Genomic DNA, 21,646 nt, shown 5'->3' on the forward strand with positions numbered 1-21,646 from the left:
AGATTATTTGGTGCTTTTTTTATCCGTTTTGGTTTCCACGGTGTTCATATTGGGTATTTGTGTTTTAAGGTCCGTTAGTGTATTGGCCTCATGGATATTCTTATCCTTCCGCCACCTTAGCATTCGAGGGAATCTGGTCGCGACCCCACTCTTATGACGTTTGGAAAGGGCGATTCCTTCAAAGGCAATTTCAAAGACATGGTGCGGGGTTACACTGCGTACCGGACCAAAACGTTCCAAGGTATTTTTCTTGATCCAAGCATCGAGTTTTCTGAATTCGGCATCGGTTAAACCAGAGTAGGCTTTGGCAAAAGTCACCAGTTCTTTTTCTCCAATTTCGTTTTCATCCCAAAGGGCAAAGGTATAATCGGTGAACAGGTTACTCCGCCTCCCGTGACCTCGCATGGCATAGGTGAGTACGGCATCGATGGTCAAAGGGTCGACCTTCCATTTCCACCAATCCCCTTTTTTCCTTCCTACCAAATAGGGGGAATCTTTGCGCTTCAGCATCAACCCTTCACTGTGTTTGTCCCTTGAGCGGTCCCGTTCTTCGGCCACTTCTTCCCAAGTGTTAAAGTACATGGTTTTGGAGAGGTGAAGCGGGATGTCACTTCGGGTTTGTTCAGGGGCTTTCTTTTCATTGTTCGGGGGATGGGGTGTCGTCGAAACATCCTTTGAGTTCTCCGCCTCCTTAGAAGTAACAGTTTCGAATAATTTTTCAAGCAATTTCCGTCTTTCCCAAAAGGGTTTGTTCCGGATATCCTTGCCTTGCCATTCCAAAAGATCGTAGGCTTTTAAAATGACCGGCACCTTTTTGAGCAGTGCAGCGGAAACCGTTTTGCGTCCGATCCTGGTCTGAAGGTCATTAAACGTGCCGATGTTTCCTTTAGGAAAGGGAAGTATTTCCCCGTCGATAACGGTCCCGTTGGGAATGGTACCGATGAATTTTTCAAACTCCGGATATTTATCGGTCACCAGTTCTTCGCCCCGACTCCATACGAACAATTCATCATTCCTGAGAATGACTTGAGACCGAATTCCATCCCATTTATGTTCTACGGACCAATCCGAAACCTCACCCAAGTCCTGTGCTTCTCCTTCTATGGCATAAGCTAAATAAAATGGATAGGGTTTGGAAAGGTAATCACTTGCATTTTCCTCCAAAATCAGTTCTTGGAAGGAAATGGTATTGGGGTCCCAATTCCCCATTAATTTATAAGCAAGGATATCCTCGTCAATTTCAGTGGCTTTGGCCAAGGCCCTGGTCATCAGTTTTTGACTGACGCCAATTCTGAATCCGCCGGTAATCAGCTTGGTGAAAACGAAACGTTCGTAATAGTTGAGGATTTTCCAATTCTCGTACAGATAGGCTTTTTTCTTTTCGTCCGGTTTTTTCTTAAGGGCGATCATTTCCTCCATGAATTCTGTCAAACTTTTATCCGAAGATTGTTGGGCTACAGGAATCACCAAGGCTATGGTTTCCGCCAAATCACCTACAATATGATAACTTTCCTCGAACAGCCAAAGTGGAATGCTGGCCAGTTCTGATGCCCATTCTCGCAACATAGTCGTATTTACCGGTCGTGGTGGTCTACGATGCGAAAGAATGGCGATGGTCCAAACCTTATCTGCATCCGTGGCCTCCAAGAAGTAATGGGTCAACGCCTGTACTTTGATGGTAGTCTTATTGGTACTATCCAAAGCTTTGATTAGCTGTGCAAAATTTCTCATACGGCTGAGGTGGATTTAGAGGCGAGGGCAGCTTCATTTTCTTCCTCCCCGTATTGGGTGGCTTCGGTACGGGCATCGTAGCCCAAGGTACGTAGATAACGTGAAAAGATATCGGTATACCCATGAGTGGAAATTATTTTCTCTGCACCCGTTTCCTTGATACTTGATAAAAGTCCCGGCCAATCACAATGATCGCTCAGCACGAAACCCTTGTCGATCGCCCTTCTGCGCCTGGCTCCCCGAAAGGTCATCCATCCGCTGGCGGAGGCGGTCACATAAGGCACCATTTTACGGATCCATGTTCCGCCATGGGCACTGGGCGGTGCCAAAACGATATTTCCCAAAAGTTCTTCCTTTTTGGTTTCTTTGGTGATGAGGGTGGTGAGCGGAAAATCGACTAGGGGACGTAATACTTCCGTCATATTCTCAATGGCACCGTGGGTGTAAATTTTGCCGATATCCGTATCCAGATATTTTAATAGCCGTTGTGCTTTTCCTAAACTGTACCCGAACAAAATGGAAGTTTTCCCTTCCGCCCTGTTCTGTGCCCACCAGTTATTGATGTCTTCAAAGACTTCGGCTTGTGGCGTCCATTTAAAGGCGGGTAGTCCAAAGGTACATTCCGTAATGAACGTATGGCATTTTACAGGTTCGTAGGGAGTGGAAATTCCGTCGTCTTCGGTTTTATAATCGCCTGTAAAGACCCAGACCTCGCCTTTGTGCTCCACCCGTATCTGCGAGGAACCTATGATATGTCCGGCCGGATGTAAACTGAATTTTACGTTGTTGATTACAAAAGTCTCCCCCCACTCTTTGCCAGTGACATTAATTTCTCCCAACCGGTATGATATAATAGGTACGTTCCTATGGTGGGTGATGTATTTTTTATGGCCCCAACGACTATGGTCTGCATGGCCGTGTGAAATAATGGCCTTGTCCACAGGCTTCCAGGGATCGAGATAGACCTTGGCTTCTTTACAGTAGATACCCTTGTTCGTGAATTGTAAAAGTGGTGATTTCATAGCTATGGAAAGTTACGAATTTCGGCAGTAAACAAAGTTGTGCCCTATATAAACTATGACCTGTAAAAAAATTATATTTGTCCAATAATTAAAAATTAGAATATGTCCATTGCAGATTTATACACTAGTGGCGAGCATAGAAGAAATTTGGCGCATTTTGCTGCATTAGCTACCTTGGCCGCTATTGATGGAGAATTAAGTACCGAAGAAAAAGTTATGTTGGATCGCTTTGCGACGAAATTGGATATTACCAAAGCTGAATTCGATGAGGTAATGAAGAAGGAAAACAAGTACCCAATAGACGCACCGCATGATGCCGAAAAGCGTTTGGAACGATTGTTCGATTTTTTCCGTATTATTTACACTGATCATGAAATTGATGATGAGGAAATGATATTGATTAAGAAATACGCCATTGGCTTAGGGTTTTCGGGAGATAAGGCAGATAAAGTTATAGAACGCTCTGTAGCCATTTTTGGAGGTAAGATCGATTTTGAGGATTATCAATACCTATTAAAACACTAACTACAAAAATTCAGAAACTAAAAAGGGAGCTTATAGCTTCCTTTTTTAATGGTATTTGTCTATAAATTCCTTTAATTTCTCAACCCTGCTATAGAAAACCTTCCATGGCTACAGGAGTTCCAACCCGTGTTAAGGGACGGTAAAGAGAAAAAATAGTTCCAAGCGATACCTTAACATCAATGTTGGGGTAACCATCCAAACGATCGATATCTACATGTATTTTTTCTGATAGTTCTAGTTATTACTATTTATACTGATAAAGTGATTTTCTTCGATACCTAATTAGTGGAGCTTTACTCGATAATCGAGATTTAAATGCTTCGACGCCTGCGTCTAAATCAAACATGAATTTCCATTCAATGTCTTGCGGGCTTGCCCGAAGTAGTTTACTGACTTCGTGATTTACCACTTTCGCGTCTTGGTGTATGGCATTGCTCAGTTTAGAAAGTTCTCGAGATGAGTATGGGAACGGATCTTGGTTTTCGATAATAGATTCGCTTAGGGTCTACTTTCTTTTAGATGAGGTTTGCGGGTGTATTTAGAATACAAATATCGAGTATTTTGTGAAACCTTTACTTTTGGTTTCTTTTTGATTTTATAAATTTATAACTTTGTGTTTTATTTGTAACAATTATGGAGTATACAATTAGGACGGCCCAGAGAGGGGATATGGCACAAGTGCTACAGTTGATTCATGAATTGGCGATTTTTGAAAAAGAGGACAATGCAGTGGAAGTTAGTTTACAGGATTTGCAGAAAGACGGGTTTGGCAAGAACCCCTTATTTCACTGTTTTGTGGCCGAAAAGAATAGTGTTATTGTTGGTATGGCATTGGTGTATCCCCGCTATTCTACTTGGAAAGGACCGGTAATTCATTTAGAAGATCTGATCGTTACCAAGAAAATGCGTGGTAGTGGATTAGGAACCGCTCTCTTGAATGAAGTGGTGAAATACGGTGCTGAACTAGGTGTAAAACGAATTTGCTGGGAGGTTTTGGATTGGAACGAACCTGCCATTGGTTTTTATGAGAGTAAGGGCGCTAATGTCATGCGTGATTGGGATGTAGTACAATTAGACCAACAAGGAATGGAGAATTATTTAAGCGCTATCGCTTAAACACCAATAAAATTAAGATTAGCTAAAATTAAAGTATGAGGGTTTTTAAATTTGGGGGAGCATCGGTAAAAGATGCAGATGCAGTAAAAAATGTGGTAAAGGTGCTAAAAGAGGTGGGTTATGATAACACCTTACTGGTCATATCGGCTATGGGGAAGACCACTAATGCCATGGAAGATATTATCAATGCTTATTTTAATGATAAAAGACAGATCCCCTCGAAAGTTGCTGAGTTGGTAGATTATCACCATGACATCGTTTCAGAATTATTTCCAAATACACAACATAAAATATATAAGGATATTAAAATTCTTATAGATGAAATCAATGGCTTTTTAGTTTGGAACAAATCGCCCAATTATAATTTTGTGTATGATCAAGTTGTTGGATATGGAGAATTAATATCTACCACGATCATCAGCGCGTACCTAAAGGAAATAGGTATTCCCAATAATTGGTTGGATGTACGAAACTTCATTAAGACCGATAGCAATTATAGGGATACTACCGTCAATTGGGAACGTACCCAGGAGAATGTTGCCACTATAGATAAAAAGGTATTGAATATAACCCAAGGTTTTTTAGGAAGTGATGATAATAATTTCACAACTACCTTGGGCCGTGAAGGATCCGATTATACGGCAGCGATTTTGGCCTATTGTCTTAATGCTGATTCGGTAACCATTTGGAAAGATGTTCCGGGAGTTTTGAACGCGGATCCGCGCTATTTTAAGGAGACGCAGTTATTGAACAATATATCGTATCGAGAGGCTATCGAGTTGGCATTCTATGGTGCATCGGTCATTCACCCTAAGACGTTACAGCCACTTCAAAGAAAGGAAATACCCTTGCATGTAAAATCTTTTGTGAATCCTTTGGATAAAGGAACAACAGTAGGAAAGGGCATTGGTATTGAGCCTAAAGTACCTTGTTTTATCGTAAAAAAGAACCAGGTATTGATGAAGTTGTCTTCATTGGATTTTTCATTTATTGTTGAGGACAGCATTAGTGAACTATTCAAATTATTTCATGAACACAAGATCAAGGTAGACCTGATACAGAATTCGGCGATTAGTTTTTCCGTCTGTGTGGACAATAAATTCGGGGGTTTGGATGCGCTTTTACACCAATTGAAAAGCAAGTTCAAGGTGGTCTATCATGAAAATGTTTCCCTATACACCATTCGTCATTTTGATACCAAGGCGTTGGAATCTTTGCAAAACGGGAATGAACTTTTATTGGAGCAGCGTGGTACCGAAACGGTACAGCTTGTGGTCAAGTAACGACTGGGTCTCATTTCAAGATGTGGAACTAGGAGCCGCTAGTGCTATTTTCCTATATTTACAGTCTAATTGATGATGAGAATATGGGTTTAGTTACCGCTAAAGAAGTTGCTACCGCAATCAATCTATCGAAGTATGGTGTATTTGGTACTTTCATTGGTTGGGTATTATTGAAAGTCACCCGTATTTCAAGTATCAATTCATTTTATGATTCCATAGCACATTTGGAAGGAGAGGCCTTTGCCGATGCTATTTTGGACCATTTTGAAATCGATTATGAAATTCCCGAAGAGGATTTTAAGCGGTTACCTAAAGAAGGTGCCTATGTGACGATTAGTAACCATCCATTAGGTGCTATTGATGGTGTCTTACTTTTTAAATTGATGTTGAAGCAACGGCCGGATTATAAAATAATGGCCAATTTCTTATTACAACGTATGATGCCGTTGGAGCCTTACATCATTCCCGTAAATCCGTTTACTGAACGTAAGGATGCTAAAAGTAGCATTGCCGGTTTTAAGAATACCCTTCAACATTTAAAAGACGGACACGTATTAGGTGTTTTTCCTGCAGGCGAAGTTTCTACATATAAGGAGGGAAAGTTGGTTGTAGACAAACCATGGGAAGAGGCCGCCTTGAAATTGATACGGAAAGCCGAAGTACCGGTGGTTCCCATATATTTTCATGCCAGAAATAGTCCATTGTTCTACCGTTTTTCCAAATTGGGAGATTCCATTAGAACTGCCCTTATTCCCTCTCAAGTTTATTCCCAAAGTCATAGGCCAATTAAAATAAGGATTGGGCAGCCTATTTCAGTGGCCGCGCAGAAGGAGCAGGAAACTTTAGGGGAGTATACGGATCTTTTACGTCGTAAGACATACATACTTTCTAATGCATATGAAAAAGAACGTTTAATCGACCAATTGCCAACGTCCCTAAAACTGCCCAAGCAACCAAAAAAAATTGCCCAAGCAGTGCGCAAAGAGGTTATGGAGGGCGAAATCGATAAACTTAGGGAAAAAGATTGCCGTCTTCTACAAAGCAAGAATTATGAAGTCTTCTTGGCCAAGGAAAAGGATATGCCGTTTATACTTAAAGAAATAGGAAGACAGCGAGAAGTTACTTTTAGGGCAATTGGAGAAGGCACGAATAATTCAATAGATTTGGATAAGTTCGATACCTATTACCATCATCTTTTTCTTTGGGACGATGATGCAAAATGTATTGTTGGGGCGTACCGTATGGGCATGGGTTCTGAAATATTTCCACAATATGGGATCGATGGCTTTTATCTTCAAGATTTATTTAGGGTAGAACCTGAACTTTATGAGATGATGCAGAATTCCATAGAAATGGGGCGCGCTTATATCACTAAAGAATACCAACAAAAACCAATGCCCTTGTTTTTGCTTTGGAAAGGAATCGTGCATACGACCCTTAGATTTCCTGAGCACAAATATTTAATCGGGGGCGTAAGTATCAGTAATCAGTTTTCCAATTTCTCGAAATCGTTGATGATCGAGTTTATGAAATCGAACTATTGGGATCCTTATGTGGCACAATATATACGTCCTAAAAAGGAATTCAAGGTAAAACTAAATGATGCCGATAAAGAATTCGTTTTTGATGAGACCCAGGCCGATCTAAATAAATTTGACCGTTTGATCGATGAGGTCGAACCTGGAAACTTACGTTTACCGGTACTCATCAAAAAATATATCAAACAAAATGCGAAGGTTGTCGCCTTTAATGTAGACCCGTTGTTCAATAATTCTGTCGATGGATTAATGTACATTAAAATTGCAGATTTACCTGAAAGTACCGTTAAACCGGTTATGGAAGAATTCCAAGCAGAATTGGAGCGTAGGTTGTTAGAAGCGCAATCCTCTGAAAAGGAATAAGCTAATCTATACCCACAATGGTACTTCTACGTTCAAAAAGAACGTTATCGACCCATTGTCCGTTAAGTTTGCCAACGCGTTCCCGTTTACCGATACATCTAAAACCTACGGCTTCGTGTACTTTGATACTGCTAAGGTTGGTTGGGAATACACCGGACTGTAAGGTCCAAAGTCCTTCTTTCTCACTTTCGGATATTAAGTGTTCCAATAACTGTTTGCCAATACCTTTTCCTCTCGCATCTTTTGAAACGTAAACACTAACTTCTGCAACACCACCATAAACACATCTGCTTGACACTGGAGAAAGCGCTACCCAACCTAAGATGACATCTTTATTTTCGGCAACAAACCGACATATGTTCAAATGCGCTTTGTCCCAAGCCTCAAAGGAGGGAACTTTTGTTTCAAAGGTGGCTACACCTGTTGCAACACCTTCTTCATAAATCTTGGCAACGTATTCCCAATCCGTTGCTCGCATAGTTCTTATGGTTGATTCCATATGCATATCATTAACAGCAACCACTACCAGGTGCACAAGAAGAAACTGTAGCCTCTTCGGTAGTTTCTGGTACCCCACAGGTTTCCTTGGCCTTACAATCGGTTTTTTGAACTCCTAAATGAAATAACAGGCTGTTGTGTTTTAGTGAATAGGAAAGAACGAATAGTTGTGCAGTATGAAATGAAGTATTACTGTATTCAAACTTTATCTCCCCTTCTTTTTCCATGGATTTTATTTTATCCACTTTATTTAAAATAGCCAATGCTTTATAGGCAGTCATATATTCTTTTTTATCCTGCTCCATTGGGCTTTCCCATAATTGGACAATGGTTTCTTTCCAAAAATCTACACCAGCGCCGCAGTCGACCGAATCTACGGTAATATTTTTCACTTCTGTAATATGATAATTGGCTCCGACCAAGGCACCCTGTTTGTATTCGAATAACAGGTTCTTATCTGTGTTGTCTTTTAATAGGCTCAAAAATTCTTTTGTTTTCATGTGGATAGATTTTTAATTAACAACAATTACTTTTTGTGGTATTGAAAAAGGAGTTGAGTAGGTTCTGTATTTCTGTCCATCGTTCTAGATGGATACAATAGCATACTTTTTTCCCTTCTATTTCACCTTTGATCAAATCGATAGTTTTTAATTCTTTTAAATGTTGCGAAATGGTGGGCTGGGCTAGACCAATTTCGTCAACAATATCATTGCAGATACATGAATTTTGCCGGCTTATATATTGCAATATCGCTATGCGGGCAGGATTGGACAGTACTTTAAAAATAGTAGCCAGTTCATTCTGCTTCGCATTGAAAATTTGTGTCTTGGTAATGCCCATAACTTATTTGTATATTGCAATATTACGATAATAAACCGATTAAAAAAAGTCGGATTGTAGTTTACCCGACTTATAGTGTTTAGAACCAAGGTTTTTTACCTACTTGATAGGTGTTGTAAAACTCTGCATCGGTTTTTGTCAGATAGATGATTCCCTCAATGAGACCAACTAATCCCATGGCCGAAACTCCAATGCCACAAGTGAAAAATCCTATAACCAAGGTTATCACTAACATTATGATACCTTCTTTTTGGTATCCTAGAATGAATTTATGAATACCAAATGCTCCCAAAATAATGGCCAAAATCCCGGCTAGTATTTTTTTATTTTCGCCTCCAGAACCACTAAATGCTTCTTTAGCCCCTGCCGTGAATTCGTCGGCTGTTTTTTTTGCACTTTCACTGAATTCATTTGCAGAACCTTTTGCTTTCTTATCAAAGGGCTCATCTGCATTATCTTCAAAATTTTTGTTATTGTCTGACATGGTTAAATTGTTAGTTATTAGAATAGATTAAAAGTAAATAATAATTTTAAATCATAAAAGTGCATCATTAATAGGCTCCCATAGCTCTATTTTGTTTCCGTCCAAGTCTAAAATCCAACCGAATTTGCCATAGTCATATTCTTCTATTTCCCCCACTATAGTGACTCCTTCTTCTTTAAGTGTAGCCAACAGTTGTTTTAAATTTTCGACCCTAAAGTTCATCATAAAGTTCGATCTACTTGGATTAAAATAAGATGTATCGGTGGGCATCGGGCTCCATTGGGTTGCACCGTCATTACCATCTTTATCTTTCCATAGAAAAGAACAACCATATTCGTCCGTATTCAGACCTAAGTGTTTATTGTACCAGTCTTTTGTTATGTCTGGGTCTTTGGTCTTAAAAAAGATACCGCCTAATCCTGTAACTCTGTTTTTCATATAAATTTTTGGATTTATTTCTTCAAGCTAAACACTGATTTTTTTAAGGGCATATACGTTTTATGCATGCTGATCTATAAGAATTGGATTTCCGTCCGGGTCGAGTAGGGTCATATTCCCAGGACCTGAAGTGTCCTTTTTCACCGTACGTGTTATGTTGATTTCTTTGTCCTGAAATTTTTTCTGAATTCGCCTGAGGTCTAAAAATTCTGTTACGATATTGGCTTCTGAATCCCAACCCGGGTTAAAGATGAGTATGTTTTTTTCGAACATACCTTGAAATAGACCGATTGTTGCCGTTTTATTTTTCATAATCAACCATTTCTGGTCGATTTCACCATGAAAAACAGAAAAGCCTATAGCTTCATAAAACTCCTTGGATGCACTAATATTTTTGGAATTTAAGCTGATTGAAAATGCTTCGAAGTACATAAATCGCTGTTTATTGGTCGATTAGGAGTATTAAACTACGAATTTCTTTTTAATTTTATCCACTATGGTCTGAGCCAATTTAATTTTGCTCTCAACCGTCCATCCGGCCACATGTGGAGAAAGTATCACCTTGTCCGAATTTATTAAGTATTGAAATGCATCTGGTAAATTATCATCTGTAAACATATTCTCAAATGAGGCTTTTTCATATTCCAAAACATCTAAACCTGCGCCCAATACCTTTCCCGATTTCATCGCTTCGACCAAATTGGCCGTTTTAATGCATTTTCCCCTTGCGGTATTAATGATCCAAATAGGATTATTGAACTTATTCAAAAACTCGGTGTCTACCATACCGATGGTCAAATCGGTTTGGGGTACATGTAAGCTGATTACATTCACGCGCTGTTGAAACTCCATAATGCCTACCTGTCTTGCATTTTCATCTTCCACACCGCCTTGAATGTCATAACATATAACTTCCTCTACGTCAAAACCTTTTAGTTTTTTTGCGAAAGCCTTGCCCATATTGCCATAGCCAATGATACCTACAACTTTGCCTTCTAATTCAAGTCCACGATTACCTTCACGGTCCCATTTGCCGTTTCTTACCTCTTGATCCGCCTTATTAAGTTTATTGAAAAGCGACAGGAGCATTCCAAGGGCATGCTCTCCCACAGCGTTACGATTTCCTTCTGGGGCGGCAGCGAGAAAAATACCCAATGATTTTGCATACCGAGTATCTATGTTTTCGAGTCCTGCACCCAAACGGCCTATGAACTTCAGGTTTTTTGCTTTTTCAAGAAATTGAGCATCGATGGTAAATCTACTGCGGATAATGAGTCCGTCGTAAGCTTCGATTTTAGCTTCGATCTGTTCTTTGGTGGAGGTGTAGTCCTCATCATTCTGAAATCCGATTGCAGCAAATTGTTCAATTATAAGCGGATGATTTATGTCTACGTGTAATACTTTCATTTTCTGGGGGTTTTAAATTTTTGGGTAGTGTGTTTGTGTCATTTTATCTAGTACATTACCCGTGTGGGAAGTACTTAGTCTTTCAAAGAGAAGTACATGTACCTCTTCTCCGTTTTGGGTAGATGGGCAGTGTTCTACGCCTTTTGGTACCACTATGATTTCACCTTCCTTTACAATCTCCGTTCGATCCCTGAACTTCATATACAAAGTTCCTTTTAAAACTTGAAAGAGCTCATCTTCTTGATCGTGGGCGTGCCAAACGAATTCATCCTTGATTTTTGCAAGTAACACCTGCATATCATCTACTACCGCTATTCGATGAGGATGCCACTGCTTATTGAAAAGTGAATGTTTTTCTTTTAGGTTGATGGGTTTCATGATTTCTTTAATTTTAATGCCTTAATAATTTAAACCGCTATACATATATAACTTCTTAAGTACAGCTAATGTAAAAATGGGTAGAATACCGCTAAATGCCTAAAATCAACTTGGCAATGGAAAAGTAGATCAAAATACCAAAAATATCGTTTCCGGTGGTAATAAAAGGTCCTGTGGCTACTGCTGGATCCACTCCACGTTTATCCAAGAAAACGGGGATGAAGGTACCGATTAAAGCCGCTATGATGATAACTGAAATAAGGGCTACGCAAAGTGTGAGCGAAATAAGATAACTGGTGTGAAAGAAAAAATGACTGATCACCAATACGATTGCTGCAATAGCAAGACCGTTAATCAGACCTAACGTAAATTCCTTTAATAAGCGGTTCAATATTTCCCCTTTTACCGTGTTGTTGGCCAGACCTTGAACCATTATGGCGGAAGATTGAACACCAACATTACCGGCAGTGGCCTGTATCAATGGGACGAAAATGAGAAGAATGGGAAAATTGTTCATTACAACCTGAAAACTGCTGATAATGCTGGCTGCTCCTATACCTCCGAACATGCCTATGATCAACCAGGGCAAACGAGCTTTTGTGAGTTCCCAAATACTGTCATCTGCTTCAACACCTCTTGATATACCGGCAGCCATTTGATAATCGCGTTCGGCCTCTTCCCTGATTACGTCTACAATATCGTCAATAGTGATACGGCCAACTAATCTTCCTATTTCATCTACTACAGGAATAGCTTCCAAATCATACTTACTCATAATTCTCGCCACTTCCTCAGGGTCTTCGTTGACATTTACATAATCAACCTTTGATATAAAAACATCCTTAATATGGGTTTTGGTAGAAGTGGTCAATAAATCCTTTAAAGATAATCTACCTTTCAGTTTGTCTTCATCGTCTACCACATAAATGGAATGCACGCGAGTTACATTTTCTGCCTGCGCCCGCATTTCCTTAACACAGGTAAGTACGTTCCAGTTCTCGTTTACCTTTACAAGCTCTTTGGCCATGAGACCCCCAGCTGAGTTTTCTGCATAACGTAAAAGGTCAACAATATCCTTCGCATGTTCCCTATCCTCGATTTCAGATATGACTTGCTGTACTTGTTCCTTTGGGAGTTCACCTATAATGTCGGCGGCATCATCGGTATCTAGTTCGTCTAGCTCACTGGCAATTTCCTTAGCGGAGAGGTTGCCTAGAATAGCCTCGCGAACGTCCTCGTTAAGCTCAGTAAGAATATCGGACGTTTTGTCGCTATCCAGTAATTTGATTAGATAGGTCGCCTCGTCATCGTTTAACTCATTGATGATCTCTGCGATATCCGCATAATGCACCTCCTCAAATAATAAATTGAGTTCTGCATCATTTTGGTTGGCAATGAGCAGTTCTATCTCGGTAACAAGTTCTTCTGTAAGTTTAAAGGGTGTCATCTGCTATCTTCTTCGTCAATGCAATAAAATCGGTCACCGCAAGCTGTTCCGGTCGCTGGTCAAATATAGCATCTTCTTTGAGAATATCGGATAGTTCAAAGATTTTTAAACTATTGCGCAAGGTCTTTCTACGCTGGTTAAATGCGGTCTTTACCACCCGATAAAAAAGTTGCTCGTCACAAGAAAGATGAAAGTCGTTCTTGCGGGTAAGCCTTAATACGCCCGATTGTACTTTCGGGGGCGGGTCAAACACTTCGGGCTGTACTGTAAAAAGATATTCGGCTTTATAGAACGCCTGTGTCAATACCGAAAGAATGCCGTAGGTTTTGCTGCCTTCTTGGGCGCAAATACGTTGGGCCACCTCTTTTTGGAACATTCCTGAAAATTCAGGTATTTGATCACGAAGCTCTAGCATTTTAAAAACAATCTGGGTCGAAATATTATAGGGGAAGTTCCCTGTAATCCCAAATTGTTCCTCTCCGAAAAGTTTTTTAAGGTCGTAGTTGAGAAAGTCTGCTTCTATTACCCTGAACGAACCCTTGCCCTCCATGACCTGAGGATGTTCCAAAGGAAAGGTGTGGTTGAGGTAGATGATGGAGTCTGCATCTAAATCCATGGCTACTAGGTTGATATCGCGTGCTAGTAAATATTTGGTCAATACTCCCGTGCCCGGACCAATCTCTATTACGTTATTATACGCTTCTTGTAGTAAGGTTTCCGCGATTTGTTTGGCAATACCTTCATCTTTCAAAAAATGTTGGCCCAGATGTTTTTTCGCTTTTACGGGTCCCTTTTCTTGATGCTTTTTGTGGGAATAGTTGTCTCCCTTGTTTTTTTTCCGCTTCGTTCCCATAGTCTTTCCCTATACTTATTTTGCAATATATACCCAGGCTTTTTTGCCAGAACCTAGTTGAATCTGTATCCGTTCATAGGCATCACCTTCATATGCATCTGCTTTTTGAAGTTCTTGGTGCGAGAGTGTATAAACTTGTCCACTAATTTTGTCGCCTTCCTTCCCTGTATGTTGTAGTGTAGGGTAGAGGTCCGCCACTTTTATATCCGAAATACGATAATGGCTAAGTTCGTCCTTAAAACCTACTAAAGGCCTTGAAAAAACACCTAATTGCACTTCTTTTTCTTGTAAGGTACCGTAGGTAAAAAGATAATGTGTAGCGGTTGCCAGTTGCACGAAATATTCGTCTACAACTTCCAATTCTGTTTTAAAGGAAACCAATTTACCGGCAAAATTTCGTTGAACACTTTCTATTAATCGAGGTGCATCCTCTTCATAATAGCGCTCTAAAGTCGCTTTGTCGGGCACTGAATATTGTACGGAATAGGTGACGCCGCCCATATCTTCTTCGACCAATACTTTTGTGAACTTTGCGCTTAAAAACTTGCCGGTGGACAATACTTCTGGAATATGTATTTCCTTCATCCATTTCACCCATGCATGATGGGCGGTTTCTTCAACATTAGTGGTTACGTTATATATGTACATAAATAGAGTTCAAATTTAAAGTCAATGATGGGTTTATGAATATCAAAAGGATAAACCATTTAGCGTTTGCCCCTTGCGTTATTAATTAATTGCATCTCCTCTTAGAATCCTGAAATTCTTTCTGGCTTGAGGGAAATAATAACTATCCTGATAATTATAGATTATTTTTTCATAAAGTTCCTTGGCCTTTTCAGGTTCGTCCAAAATTTTCCGATAGAGTTCTGCCAAGGCAAAGTAGGCATCATCCGCTAAAATACCATTGGGATAAAAAGTGATGATTTTTTGATAGTTAAACTTAGCCTCCTCATATTTTTTTTGTGACTCAAAGAGTTGTGCCTGTTTCAATAATGCTTCATCTTCTATTTTTTCGCCTTTGTGATTTTCTAGGATGTCGTTTAAGGCGGTTATGGCATCATCGGTTTTGTTTTGATATGCCAAAAAATCTGCCCGTGCATATTTCTTCAAGGCGGTCTGGGTCGAATCTTCCAATGAATTGTCCGATATCAACAAACTAAGTTGCATGGCGTCGTTGGCGATCAATTGCGAAGTCGAGCTTCGTAAAACCTTCAGTTGGGTCAAGGCCCAATCAAAATCACCTTTATAAAAACTGGTCTGTGCTACTTTGTAACGTGCGTCTTGGCCCAAGACGTCATTTTTTAATTTTTGTTGTATCTGCGAAAAATAGATGAGCGCTTCATTGAACTTTTTGTCGTAAACCAAAATATCGCCCAATGCCAATTTTAAATAAGCCGTTCCCCTATCGTTCAAGGGAAGTTCTAAACTTGTTTTTATAAGTTTTTCTGCAGGCTGTGGCTCGTTCTTTTTAAAGGTTAAAAAATTGGCATAAGCCACTTGTAACTGTAAGGTTTGTGTCTTGTAACCATGAATGTCTATAAGTTGTTCAAATTTTTTTTGAATGGGATCTAACTGATTATCCGTGGCGGTTAATAGGTCGATATCGATTAAGTTCAATTCCGCTTTCAGTTTCGTAATTTCGTCGTTGGTATTGTTGATGACATAATCGAAAATATCACGGGCCACTTCAATATCATCATCTTCAAGGGCAAGGCTACCTAAATTCTCCAAACGTAATGTTGAGCTGCCTTCCATGCGTTTAAAAATTGCTTTTTCTTGCCTAAATGAACTACCATACTGTTTTTGCTGTACGAACAGCCAGCTTAGCATTTCGTTCCATACGATATCGGGGTTTTTCTGGGCCCGCTCCAATAATGCCCTTTTTAGGATAAGGTTGTTCGCGTCCTCTGGATTTTCGGATACAAAATCATCGATACTTCTTAGAATATTCGATTTAGATGTCTTTCCGTCACCGATAAGATTAAGATAGGCGTTGTACATTGCCTCAACATTTCCCTGTTCCCCATAAATACGTGCCAATTGGTAGTTGAAATCTAAAGCGGGATTTAATTGCATCGCTTTTTCAAAGGCTTTAACGGCCAAGTCCAACAAACTATATTTTTGAAATTGAAGCCCAAGGGCATAGCCGTAATTCGGATTTTTATCAATGATATCCAAGGCTTTGTCATAATAACTTTGCGCTAGTTCTTCCTGTTCCTGTAGCTGGTGATTATAGCCCAGTTCTATCAATAGCGTGGGGTAGGGGTTTGGGTCATTCAATCTTTCCCGTAAAAAATCACCTGCATCTTCATAACGTTGCAGTTGTTGGTAACAGGCGACCAAATCCTGTGCATATTCCGTTCTTCTAGGATTTTGTTCCACTAACTTTTCGTAGAACACTACGGCCTTTTCAAAATCACCATCCGCAAAATATTGTTTGGCCAAGAAATCATCTTGGCCCCAGGCAAAAGTTGCCAATGAGATATATGAAACAATAAAGAGGACAAAACGCATACCCAAAGATACGTAGAATGCAATAAGTTGATGTTAAGGAAATGGGAAGAACTATAGGGGGCGATAACTAGCTGATGTTATCCCAACTATTGGCAATGCAACTATGATTAGTTCGTTAGTATTTAGAGAAAGTCCTTTTTTAAAATACATTAGGAAAAAGGACTGAGGGGTTGTTAGGATGAATTACTCTACGTACTCACCACTAAATATGGTAATACTCGATCCAAGACTTAAGTTTCCCTACATACATTTTCAGGTAGTTTTCGGATAAAAAGATGTTTGACCAATCGAACCGTTGTGCCTGTACACCAAGATAAAATAAAAAAACCGACAATCCCGCTTTAGGAATCAACCTCAATTGTTCGCCAGATAACGGCCTGATACTTTGATAGCCCGCTAAAAAACCTTGGGTCTTCAATTCGTATTCTTTCTTGTCCGTTTCAATATGAAACAGTTGGTTGCAGAAATAACCGATATCTAAAACGTGCCAACCGTTCCCACAAAAATCAAAGTCGAATAGTGTAATTTCTCGATCATTCGTAATGGCCATATTATCATACCAAATATCCATGTGTACAATACCTTTCGCACTGTTTTTGAAATCGGTGTTTTGAATGGAGTTTCCAATTTCTTTGATGAATTCCATCTCTGGTAAACTCTCTGAAAAGTATTTTGTTAACCGTTGATACGGTATTTCCCAAAGGGTTTCTTTGTCATATGAAATACGTTTCATCGTTTTGTCTAGTGTGATGGTATGCATTTGCGCCATGAATGCACCAATGGAGAAACAAGTTTCATTATCCATAAACCGGACCTTTTCACCCTTCGCAAATGAAAAAAGAACGGCATATCGAGTTCCTTCGGGGGCGTTTATCTCTTGAATGAAAGTTCCGTTTTTATCTTTAATTGGAAAGGAAACTCCTAATTTATGGACCTTCAAAGTATTTAAAAGGTTAATCTCTTCGTCAATTTCAGCTATTGATCTCCAGTTGTAACTGTACACCCTTAAAACATATTTTTCTTCACCGTTTGTTAGAAAATATGTATGATTCATTCCGGTTCTAAAAAGCTCACAATTGAATTTTTTAGGCAATTGATATTGGCTCATTATGAATTCTCCCAATTCTTTTGCTGAAAGGGTAGAAGTGCTTACGGGAAAAAACGCCATATCGCTAAATTGATTAACCTCAATTTTTAATCAATGGTATCGAACCCGCAATAAGGGATTAACACTTCAGGGATTTTGATGCCGTCTGGAGTTTGGTAATTCTCTAAAATACCGGCCAAAACACGGGGTAATGCCAAAGAGCTACCGTTTAAAGTGTGGGCCAACTGGTTTTTACCGTTCTCGTCCTTAAAACGTAATTTCAAGCGGTTGGCTTGATAGGTTTCAAAGTTGGATACGGAACTAATTTCTAGCCAACGGTCCTGTGCGGTTGAGAATACCTCAAAATCAAAGGTTAGGGCAGCGGTGAATCCTAAATCGCCGCCACATAATCTCAATATACGATATGGCAGTTTCAATTCCCTTAAAATCGTTTTCACGTGCTCTACCATGCCATCCAAAGCTTCGTAGGATCTAGAAGGATGTTCTACCCGTACAATTTCAACTTTATCAAATTGATGAAGTCGGTTTAATCCCCGTACATGGGCACCATAGCTTCCGGCTTCACGTCTAAAACAAGGGGTGTAACCGGTATAGGTAATGGGAAAATCACTTTCGTTGACAATGACATCCCTAAAAATATTGGTCACGGGCACTTCTGCGGTCGGTATCAAATACAGGTCATCTGCGGTTACATGGTACATTTGACCTTCTTTGTCCGGTAATTGTCCGGTTCCATAACCGGATAGTTCGTTAACCAAGTGGGGCACTTGGATCTCGGTATACCCGGCAGCCGTATTTTTATCCAAAAAATAGGAAATCAAAGCACGTTGTAAACGGGCTCCTTTTCCTTTGTAGACAGGGAATCCTGCTCCTGCAATTTTTACCCCAAGTTCAAAGTCGATGATGTCATATTTTTTGGCCAGTTCCCAATGAGGCAAAGCGCCTTCGGCCAAAGTCGGTATTTCACCTTCCTTAAAAACTTCTTCGTTATCCTCTTCTGAGGTACCTGCAGGTACAGTAGCATGGGGCGCGTTCGGTATTTGATATAACAATGTTTGAAGCTCTTCTGCAGTGGTGTTCAAATCGTCTCCCAACTGTTTGGATTCTTCTTTGAGGATTACCGTTTTTTCCTTTAACAAATTAGCTTCTTGAACCTTACCGGTCTTATAAAGCATACCGATTTCTTTGGAAAGTTTGTTTGATTCTGCCAATAAGCTATCCAATTGGGTTTGGGTTGAACGTCTTTTTTCATCCAAGAGAAGAACTTCTTCTAAAAGTCCGTTGGCATCGATGTTCCGTTTTCCCAAGGCTTGAACAAGTTCGTCCTTATGGTCCCTAATGGTTTGTAATTGTAGCATGACAGTTCTAATTTTGAAGGCAAATTTACATTAATCTTAGATTTAAATTAGATACTTTTAGGTTCTAAACATCGATTAAAATGGTTTTTGAACACTTTGCGTTAAATGTTTTGGATATTGAAGGCGTTGTCAATTGGTACTGCACCCATTTAGGATTAACGATAAAGAATCAGCAAGCAGAATCTCCATATATGACTTTTTTGGCCGATAGTTCTGGCCGGGTTATTATTGAATTCTATAAAAGAGAGGATGAACTGGCGCAGGATTTTAAGGAGCGGCATCCGTTAACCTTTCATGTGGCTTTTGTATCTGAAAATGCCGAGGCGGATAAGCGACGTTTATTAAATGCCGATGCAAGTTTTGTAGAGGACGTTTTTAAGGACGATGGCAGTCATTTGGTCATGTTGCGCGACCCTTGGGGAATGCCCCTTCAATTATGTCAACGCGCAATGAAATTCTAATCTTTAACTTCTTCTAATTTAGAAGGCAGTATCCAGTCGTGATGTTTCCAGCGATTCCATTTTTCTGATGCAAGGTCGGTTTTATCATTGATAAATGGTACGTATGATTTTCCGTTGATGCTAATTCTTGATTCTTTCAAATAGACCGATACTTCCTTACCCTCTTTTTCGAATTCCAGTTTTAAGTACTGGGCAAATTGCCAAGCAAAATCAGGATGGGCATACACTTTTCGTTTTTGGCTTTTGATCAAATAATCATCTGGATCTATAGGAAATTTTTCTTTGGTATTTTTATCCACCACGGTAAAAACCCCTTTTCCACTGCGACTACGTAACATCATTCGCCAGCTCATGCGATGACCTTCTTCTGTCCATAGTACATCGTCGGCAATGATATAATGTCGTAAGGGTAGCAGTAGTTGCAATCCAAAATAAATGGCACCAAAGGTTAGTAATACATTTTTATAGGAAGGTTCCTTGAATTCGTTATCTGTATAAGGTGTTTTCTTTTTAAAGAATAGGTTTCTAATGGTTTCGGGCTCAAAAAAGAAGACGCTGAACGCCAATGAAAGATAAGGGAAAATTCCAATTTGAAAAATGACCGAGTTGAACAGGTGAAAGAAAATAGAGAGGAAAAAAGCAATTTTTCTAGTAGGCTTCCACAACAGGGCAGGAACTATGAGCAGGTCGAATAAAATCCCGGCAGTGCCGATGATTTGATGTACCCAATGCTCCTGTAAGAGGCTGCCCACTATCGCATAATCTTTTTTGGGTTTCATAAGCACGTCGATCATGCTAAAATCTAACCAATCACCATACATTTTTGCTATTGCGGCGTAGGTATACACAATGAATAATTGAAGTACAATCACCCACTTAACGTAACCATACATAGTGTCGCTCCTAAGATTTGAATTGGATTTAACATCTAAAGAATGGCTACCGTTGGCAGGAAAAAAGCACATTATAAAGGAAATAAGAATAAGAAGGTAGTAGTGGTTGTTATAGGCAGTTTTTTGCATCAAATAGGTCCCGCTCCACAATAGGGTAAATAAGATAATGCTGGTCCTGTACCTCAAACCGATTGCAATACAGATCCCCAACAGCCCCATAATCACATAATAGATGTACATGCCATATCCCGGTAAGGGTCGTAACCATTCAAAATCTATAAATGGAAAATGATAGTTGGGTTCGATAAGGTTGCGCCGCACCCAACCGGTAACAATGGCACCAAAGCACTCTAGTGCAACGAGGATGCCAAAAAAGATGCGGAAGATAATCAAAGGGCTATTATCCATCCGTTGAAACAATAACCTTGTCAACATGCTATTTTTGTATGAATTCCAGTGATTTTTTCTTGTCCTTGGCCAATTGTCCTTTCAGTGCGTCAACAGATTCAAATTTATGTTCCTCGCGTAAACGTGCTAAAATATCGACTTGTATCTTTTTTCCGTAAAGGTCGGCATCAAAGTCGAAGAAATTGACTTCAACGGATTTTTCGGTTCCATTCAGGGTAGGGTTGAACCCAATGTTCATCATGCCATAAACCGTTTCTCCATTTAAGGTGCTTTTAACGGTGTAAGCCCCATTTTTAGGAATGAGCTTATAACTTTCGGCAATGGAAAGATTCGCCGTTGGAAAACCTAATTTTTTACCGTTGCCTTTACCTCTAACAATAGTGCCTGTAAGCATGTATTCATAACCGAGGTAGCTATTGGCTGTTTCGATATCACCAGCTTCCAAGGCTTTTCTGATTTTTGTGGAACTAACCGATACAGCGTCTATTTCCTGTGCGGGAATTTCATCGACCGAAAAATCCAAGGCGTTCCCAAAAGCTATGAGATCAGTGATGTTGGCATTTCTATTACGGCCGAATCTATGGTCGTAGCCAATGATTACTTTTTTGATGTTTAATGTATTGACCAAAATATCCCGAACGAATTCTGTGGCCGTAAGTCGTGAGAATTCCATGGTAAAAGGATGAATAATCAAGATGTCTAGACCTAACCGCTCTAAAATCGCTATCTTTTCATCTACGGTATTCAATAATTTTATATCGGCATCTTTTTGTAAAACCATTCTAGGATGCGGGAAAAAAGTCAGCACTGCAGATTTTAGTGCCGTGTTCTTGGCATGATTTATGATTTTATCCAGTATTTTCCGGTGGCCGATATGCACTCCGTCAAATGTGCCAATGGTAATGACGGTAGGATATACTTCGTTGTATTTGGAAATGCTGCGAACTGTGATCACCTATGATAGAAAATAAAAAGACT

23 protein-coding genes are annotated in these 21,646 nt (G+C 39.8%); 5 read left to right on the forward strand and 18 right to left on the reverse strand.

Going from position 1 to position 21,646, the window contains the following annotated elements:
- Window positions 1–3: 3 nt before the first annotated feature.
- Both ACNR9Q_RS05160 and ACNR9Q_RS05165 read right to left on the reverse strand, forming a co-directional pair.
- Complete coding sequence (locus ACNR9Q_RS05160) at window positions 4–1,731, reverse strand: ATP-dependent DNA ligase (RefSeq protein WP_419213547.1); 1,728 nt, start codon at window positions 1,729–1,731, stop codon at window positions 4–6.
- Window positions 1,728–2,753, reverse strand: a complete 1,026-nt coding sequence (locus ACNR9Q_RS05165; protein WP_419213548.1) for a ligase-associated DNA damage response exonuclease — start codon at window positions 2,751–2,753, stop codon at window positions 1,728–1,730. Before ACNR9Q_RS05165 ends, ACNR9Q_RS05160 begins: the two co-directional genes overlap by 4 nt.
- 102 nt (window positions 2,754–2,855) lie before the next feature.
- On the opposite strand from ACNR9Q_RS05165, the gene ACNR9Q_RS05170 reads away from it, so the two are divergent.
- From ACNR9Q_RS05170 to ACNR9Q_RS05185, 4 genes are all read left to right on the forward strand, one after another.
- Window positions 2,856–3,278: a TerB family tellurite resistance protein gene (locus ACNR9Q_RS05170; RefSeq protein WP_419213549.1), complete on the forward strand. Its 423-nt coding sequence runs from the start codon at window positions 2,856–2,858 to the stop codon at window positions 3,276–3,278.
- Between the two features lie 633 nt (window positions 3,279–3,911).
- Window positions 3,912–4,394 carry an N-acetyltransferase family protein gene (locus ACNR9Q_RS05175; protein ID WP_419213550.1) on the forward strand — a complete coding sequence of 161 codons (483 nt, stop codon included), beginning with the start codon at window positions 3,912–3,914 and terminating at the stop codon, window positions 4,392–4,394.
- A gap of 35 nt (window positions 4,395–4,429) precedes the next feature.
- Entirely contained in the window at window positions 4,430–5,677 is a 1,248-nt protein-coding gene (locus ACNR9Q_RS05180) for an aspartate kinase (RefSeq protein ID WP_419213551.1), read from the forward strand.
- Between the two features lie 83 nt (window positions 5,678–5,760).
- Entirely contained in the window at window positions 5,761–7,578 is a 1,818-nt protein-coding gene (locus ACNR9Q_RS05185; RefSeq protein ID WP_419213552.1) for a GNAT family N-acyltransferase, read from the forward strand.
- Between the two features lies 1 nt (window position 7,579).
- Here ACNR9Q_RS05185 and ACNR9Q_RS05190 read toward each other — a convergent pair whose 3' ends face one another.
- The 14 genes from ACNR9Q_RS05190 to serS all read right to left on the reverse strand — a co-directional run bounded on the left by ACNR9Q_RS05190 (window position 7,580) and on the right by serS (window position 18,906).
- The gene (locus ACNR9Q_RS05190; RefSeq protein ID WP_419213553.1) at window positions 7,580–8,077 is read right to left on the reverse strand and encodes an N-acetyltransferase family protein; all 498 of its coding nucleotides are present in this window, start codon (window positions 8,075–8,077) and stop codon (window positions 7,580–7,582) included.
- 10 nt (window positions 8,078–8,087) lie between these two features.
- The gene (locus ACNR9Q_RS05195; protein WP_419213554.1) at window positions 8,088–8,576 is read right to left on the reverse strand and encodes a DUF6428 family protein; all 489 of its coding nucleotides are present in this window, start codon (window positions 8,574–8,576) and stop codon (window positions 8,088–8,090) included.
- Between the two features lie 16 nt (window positions 8,577–8,592).
- Window positions 8,593–8,916: an ArsR/SmtB family transcription factor gene (locus ACNR9Q_RS05200; RefSeq protein ID WP_419213555.1), complete on the reverse strand. Its 324-nt coding sequence runs from the start codon at window positions 8,914–8,916 to the stop codon at window positions 8,593–8,595.
- A gap of 79 nt (window positions 8,917–8,995) precedes the next feature.
- Entirely contained in the window at window positions 8,996–9,400 is a 405-nt protein-coding gene (locus tag ACNR9Q_RS05205) for a TM2 domain-containing protein (protein ID WP_419213556.1), read from the reverse strand.
- 51 nt (window positions 9,401–9,451) lie between these two features.
- Window positions 9,452–9,838 (reverse strand): VOC family protein, encoded by a 387-nt coding sequence (locus ACNR9Q_RS05210; protein ID WP_419213557.1) that lies wholly within the window; start codon window positions 9,836–9,838, stop codon window positions 9,452–9,454.
- 60 nt (window positions 9,839–9,898) lie between these two features.
- On the reverse strand, window positions 9,899–10,270 hold the full coding sequence (locus ACNR9Q_RS05215; RefSeq protein WP_419213558.1) for a VOC family protein: 372 nt from the start codon (window positions 10,268–10,270) through the stop codon (window positions 9,899–9,901).
- Between the two features lie 30 nt (window positions 10,271–10,300).
- A complete protein-coding gene (locus ACNR9Q_RS05220; protein WP_419213559.1) occupies window positions 10,301–11,245 on the reverse strand; it encodes a 2-hydroxyacid dehydrogenase in 945 nt (314 codons plus the stop codon).
- A gap of 12 nt (window positions 11,246–11,257) precedes the next feature.
- On the reverse strand, window positions 11,258–11,623 hold the full coding sequence (locus tag ACNR9Q_RS05225) for a cupin domain-containing protein (RefSeq protein WP_419213560.1): 366 nt from the start codon (window positions 11,621–11,623) through the stop codon (window positions 11,258–11,260).
- Window positions 11,624–11,714: 91 nt separating this feature from the next.
- On the reverse strand, window positions 11,715–13,070 hold the full coding sequence (mgtE, locus tag ACNR9Q_RS05230) for a magnesium transporter (RefSeq protein ID WP_419213561.1): 1,356 nt from the start codon (window positions 13,068–13,070) through the stop codon (window positions 11,715–11,717).
- Window positions 13,057–13,923: a 16S rRNA (adenine(1518)-N(6)/adenine(1519)-N(6))-dimethyltransferase RsmA gene (rsmA, locus tag ACNR9Q_RS05235; protein ID WP_419213562.1), complete on the reverse strand. Its 867-nt coding sequence runs from the start codon at window positions 13,921–13,923 to the stop codon at window positions 13,057–13,059. The genes mgtE and rsmA overlap by 14 nt, the downstream gene beginning before the upstream one ends.
- A gap of 15 nt (window positions 13,924–13,938) precedes the next feature.
- Entirely contained in the window at window positions 13,939–14,571 is a 633-nt protein-coding gene (locus ACNR9Q_RS05240) for a DUF4286 family protein (RefSeq protein ID WP_419213563.1), read from the reverse strand.
- An 81-nt stretch (window positions 14,572–14,652) separates the two neighbouring features.
- On the reverse strand, window positions 14,653–16,404 hold the full coding sequence (locus tag ACNR9Q_RS05245) for a tetratricopeptide repeat protein (protein WP_419213564.1): 1,752 nt from the start codon (window positions 16,402–16,404) through the stop codon (window positions 14,653–14,655).
- 238 nt (window positions 16,405–16,642) lie between these two features.
- Complete coding sequence (locus tag ACNR9Q_RS05250) at window positions 16,643–17,608, reverse strand: phosphotransferase (RefSeq protein WP_419213565.1); 966 nt, start codon at window positions 17,606–17,608, stop codon at window positions 16,643–16,645.
- Window positions 17,609–17,634: 26 nt separating this feature from the next.
- A complete protein-coding gene (gene serS / locus ACNR9Q_RS05255) occupies window positions 17,635–18,906 on the reverse strand; it encodes a serine--tRNA ligase (RefSeq protein WP_419213566.1) in 1,272 nt (423 codons plus the stop codon).
- Window positions 18,907–18,986: 80 nt separating this feature from the next.
- On the opposite strand from serS, the gene ACNR9Q_RS05260 reads away from it, so the two are divergent.
- Entirely contained in the window at window positions 18,987–19,367 is a 381-nt protein-coding gene (locus ACNR9Q_RS05260) for a VOC family protein (protein WP_419213567.1), read from the forward strand.
- Here ACNR9Q_RS05260 and ACNR9Q_RS05265 read toward each other — a convergent pair.
- Entirely contained in the window at window positions 19,364–20,695 is a 1,332-nt protein-coding gene (locus ACNR9Q_RS05265; RefSeq protein WP_419213568.1) for an HTTM domain-containing protein, read from the reverse strand. The genes ACNR9Q_RS05260 and ACNR9Q_RS05265 overlap by 4 nt on opposite strands.
- A 1-nt stretch (window position 20,696) precedes the next feature.
- Window positions 20,697–21,623 carry a bifunctional riboflavin kinase/FAD synthetase gene (locus ACNR9Q_RS05270; RefSeq protein ID WP_419213569.1) on the reverse strand — a complete coding sequence of 309 codons (927 nt, stop codon included), beginning with the start codon at window positions 21,621–21,623 and terminating at the stop codon, window positions 20,697–20,699.
- Window positions 21,624–21,646: the final 23 nt, after the last annotated feature.

The sequence above is a fragment of the Maribacter sp. X9 genome, assembly GCF_048537565.1.
GTDB lineage: Bacteria > Bacteroidota > Bacteroidia > Flavobacteriales > Flavobacteriaceae > Maribacter.

What these genes read in the sequence shown, in the direction of transcription:
- ACNR9Q_RS05195 (WP_419213554.1), bottom strand. Translation starts at nt 8,576, where the DNA reads ATGAAAACAAAAGAATTTTTGAGCCTATTAAAAGACAACACAGATAAG.
- ACNR9Q_RS05215 (WP_419213558.1), bottom strand. Translation starts at nt 10,270, where the DNA reads ATGTACTTCGAAGCATTTTCAATCAGCTTAAATTCCAAAAATATTAGT.
- ACNR9Q_RS05190 (WP_419213553.1), bottom strand. Translation starts at nt 8,077, where the DNA reads ATGGAATCAACCATAAGAACTATGCGAGCAACGGATTGGGAATACGTT.
- ACNR9Q_RS05165 (WP_419213548.1), bottom strand. Translation starts at nt 2,753, where the DNA reads ATGAAATCACCACTTTTACAATTCACGAACAAGGGTATCTACTGTAAA.
- ACNR9Q_RS05185 (WP_419213552.1), top strand. Translation starts at nt 5,761, where the DNA reads ATGGGTTTAGTTACCGCTAAAGAAGTTGCTACCGCAATCAATCTATCG.
- ACNR9Q_RS05250 (WP_419213565.1), bottom strand. Translation starts at nt 17,608, where the DNA reads ATGGCGTTTTTTCCCGTAAGCACTTCTACCCTTTCAGCAAAAGAATTG.
- ACNR9Q_RS05220 (WP_419213559.1), bottom strand. Translation starts at nt 11,245, where the DNA reads ATGAAAGTATTACACGTAGACATAAATCATCCGCTTATAATTGAACAA.
- mgtE (WP_419213561.1), bottom strand. Translation starts at nt 13,070, where the DNA reads ATGACACCCTTTAAACTTACAGAAGAACTTGTTACCGAGATAGAACTG.
- ACNR9Q_RS05175 (WP_419213550.1), top strand. Translation starts at nt 3,912, where the DNA reads ATGGAGTATACAATTAGGACGGCCCAGAGAGGGGATATGGCACAAGTG.
- ACNR9Q_RS05160 (WP_419213547.1), bottom strand. Translation starts at nt 1,731, where the DNA reads ATGAGAAATTTTGCACAGCTAATCAAAGCTTTGGATAGTACCAATAAG.
- ACNR9Q_RS05225 (WP_419213560.1), bottom strand. Translation starts at nt 11,623, where the DNA reads ATGAAACCCATCAACCTAAAAGAAAAACATTCACTTTTCAATAAGCAG.
- ACNR9Q_RS05200 (WP_419213555.1), bottom strand. Translation starts at nt 8,916, where the DNA reads ATGGGCATTACCAAGACACAAATTTTCAATGCGAAGCAGAATGAACTG.
- ACNR9Q_RS05210 (WP_419213557.1), bottom strand. Translation starts at nt 9,838, where the DNA reads ATGAAAAACAGAGTTACAGGATTAGGCGGTATCTTTTTTAAGACCAAA.
- rsmA (WP_419213562.1), bottom strand. Translation starts at nt 13,923, where the DNA reads ATGGGAACGAAGCGGAAAAAAAACAAGGGAGACAACTATTCCCACAAA.
- ACNR9Q_RS05205 (WP_419213556.1), bottom strand. Translation starts at nt 9,400, where the DNA reads ATGTCAGACAATAACAAAAATTTTGAAGATAATGCAGATGAGCCCTTT.
- ACNR9Q_RS05240 (WP_419213563.1), bottom strand. Translation starts at nt 14,571, where the DNA reads ATGTACATATATAACGTAACCACTAATGTTGAAGAAACCGCCCATCAT.
- ACNR9Q_RS05170 (WP_419213549.1), top strand. Translation starts at nt 2,856, where the DNA reads ATGTCCATTGCAGATTTATACACTAGTGGCGAGCATAGAAGAAATTTG.
- ACNR9Q_RS05180 (WP_419213551.1), top strand. Translation starts at nt 4,430, where the DNA reads ATGAGGGTTTTTAAATTTGGGGGAGCATCGGTAAAAGATGCAGATGCA.
- ACNR9Q_RS05265 (WP_419213568.1), bottom strand. Translation starts at nt 20,695, where the DNA reads ATGTTGACAAGGTTATTGTTTCAACGGATGGATAATAGCCCTTTGATT.
- ACNR9Q_RS05260 (WP_419213567.1), top strand. Translation starts at nt 18,987, where the DNA reads ATGGTTTTTGAACACTTTGCGTTAAATGTTTTGGATATTGAAGGCGTT.
- serS (WP_419213566.1), bottom strand. Translation starts at nt 18,906, where the DNA reads ATGCTACAATTACAAACCATTAGGGACCATAAGGACGAACTTGTTCAA.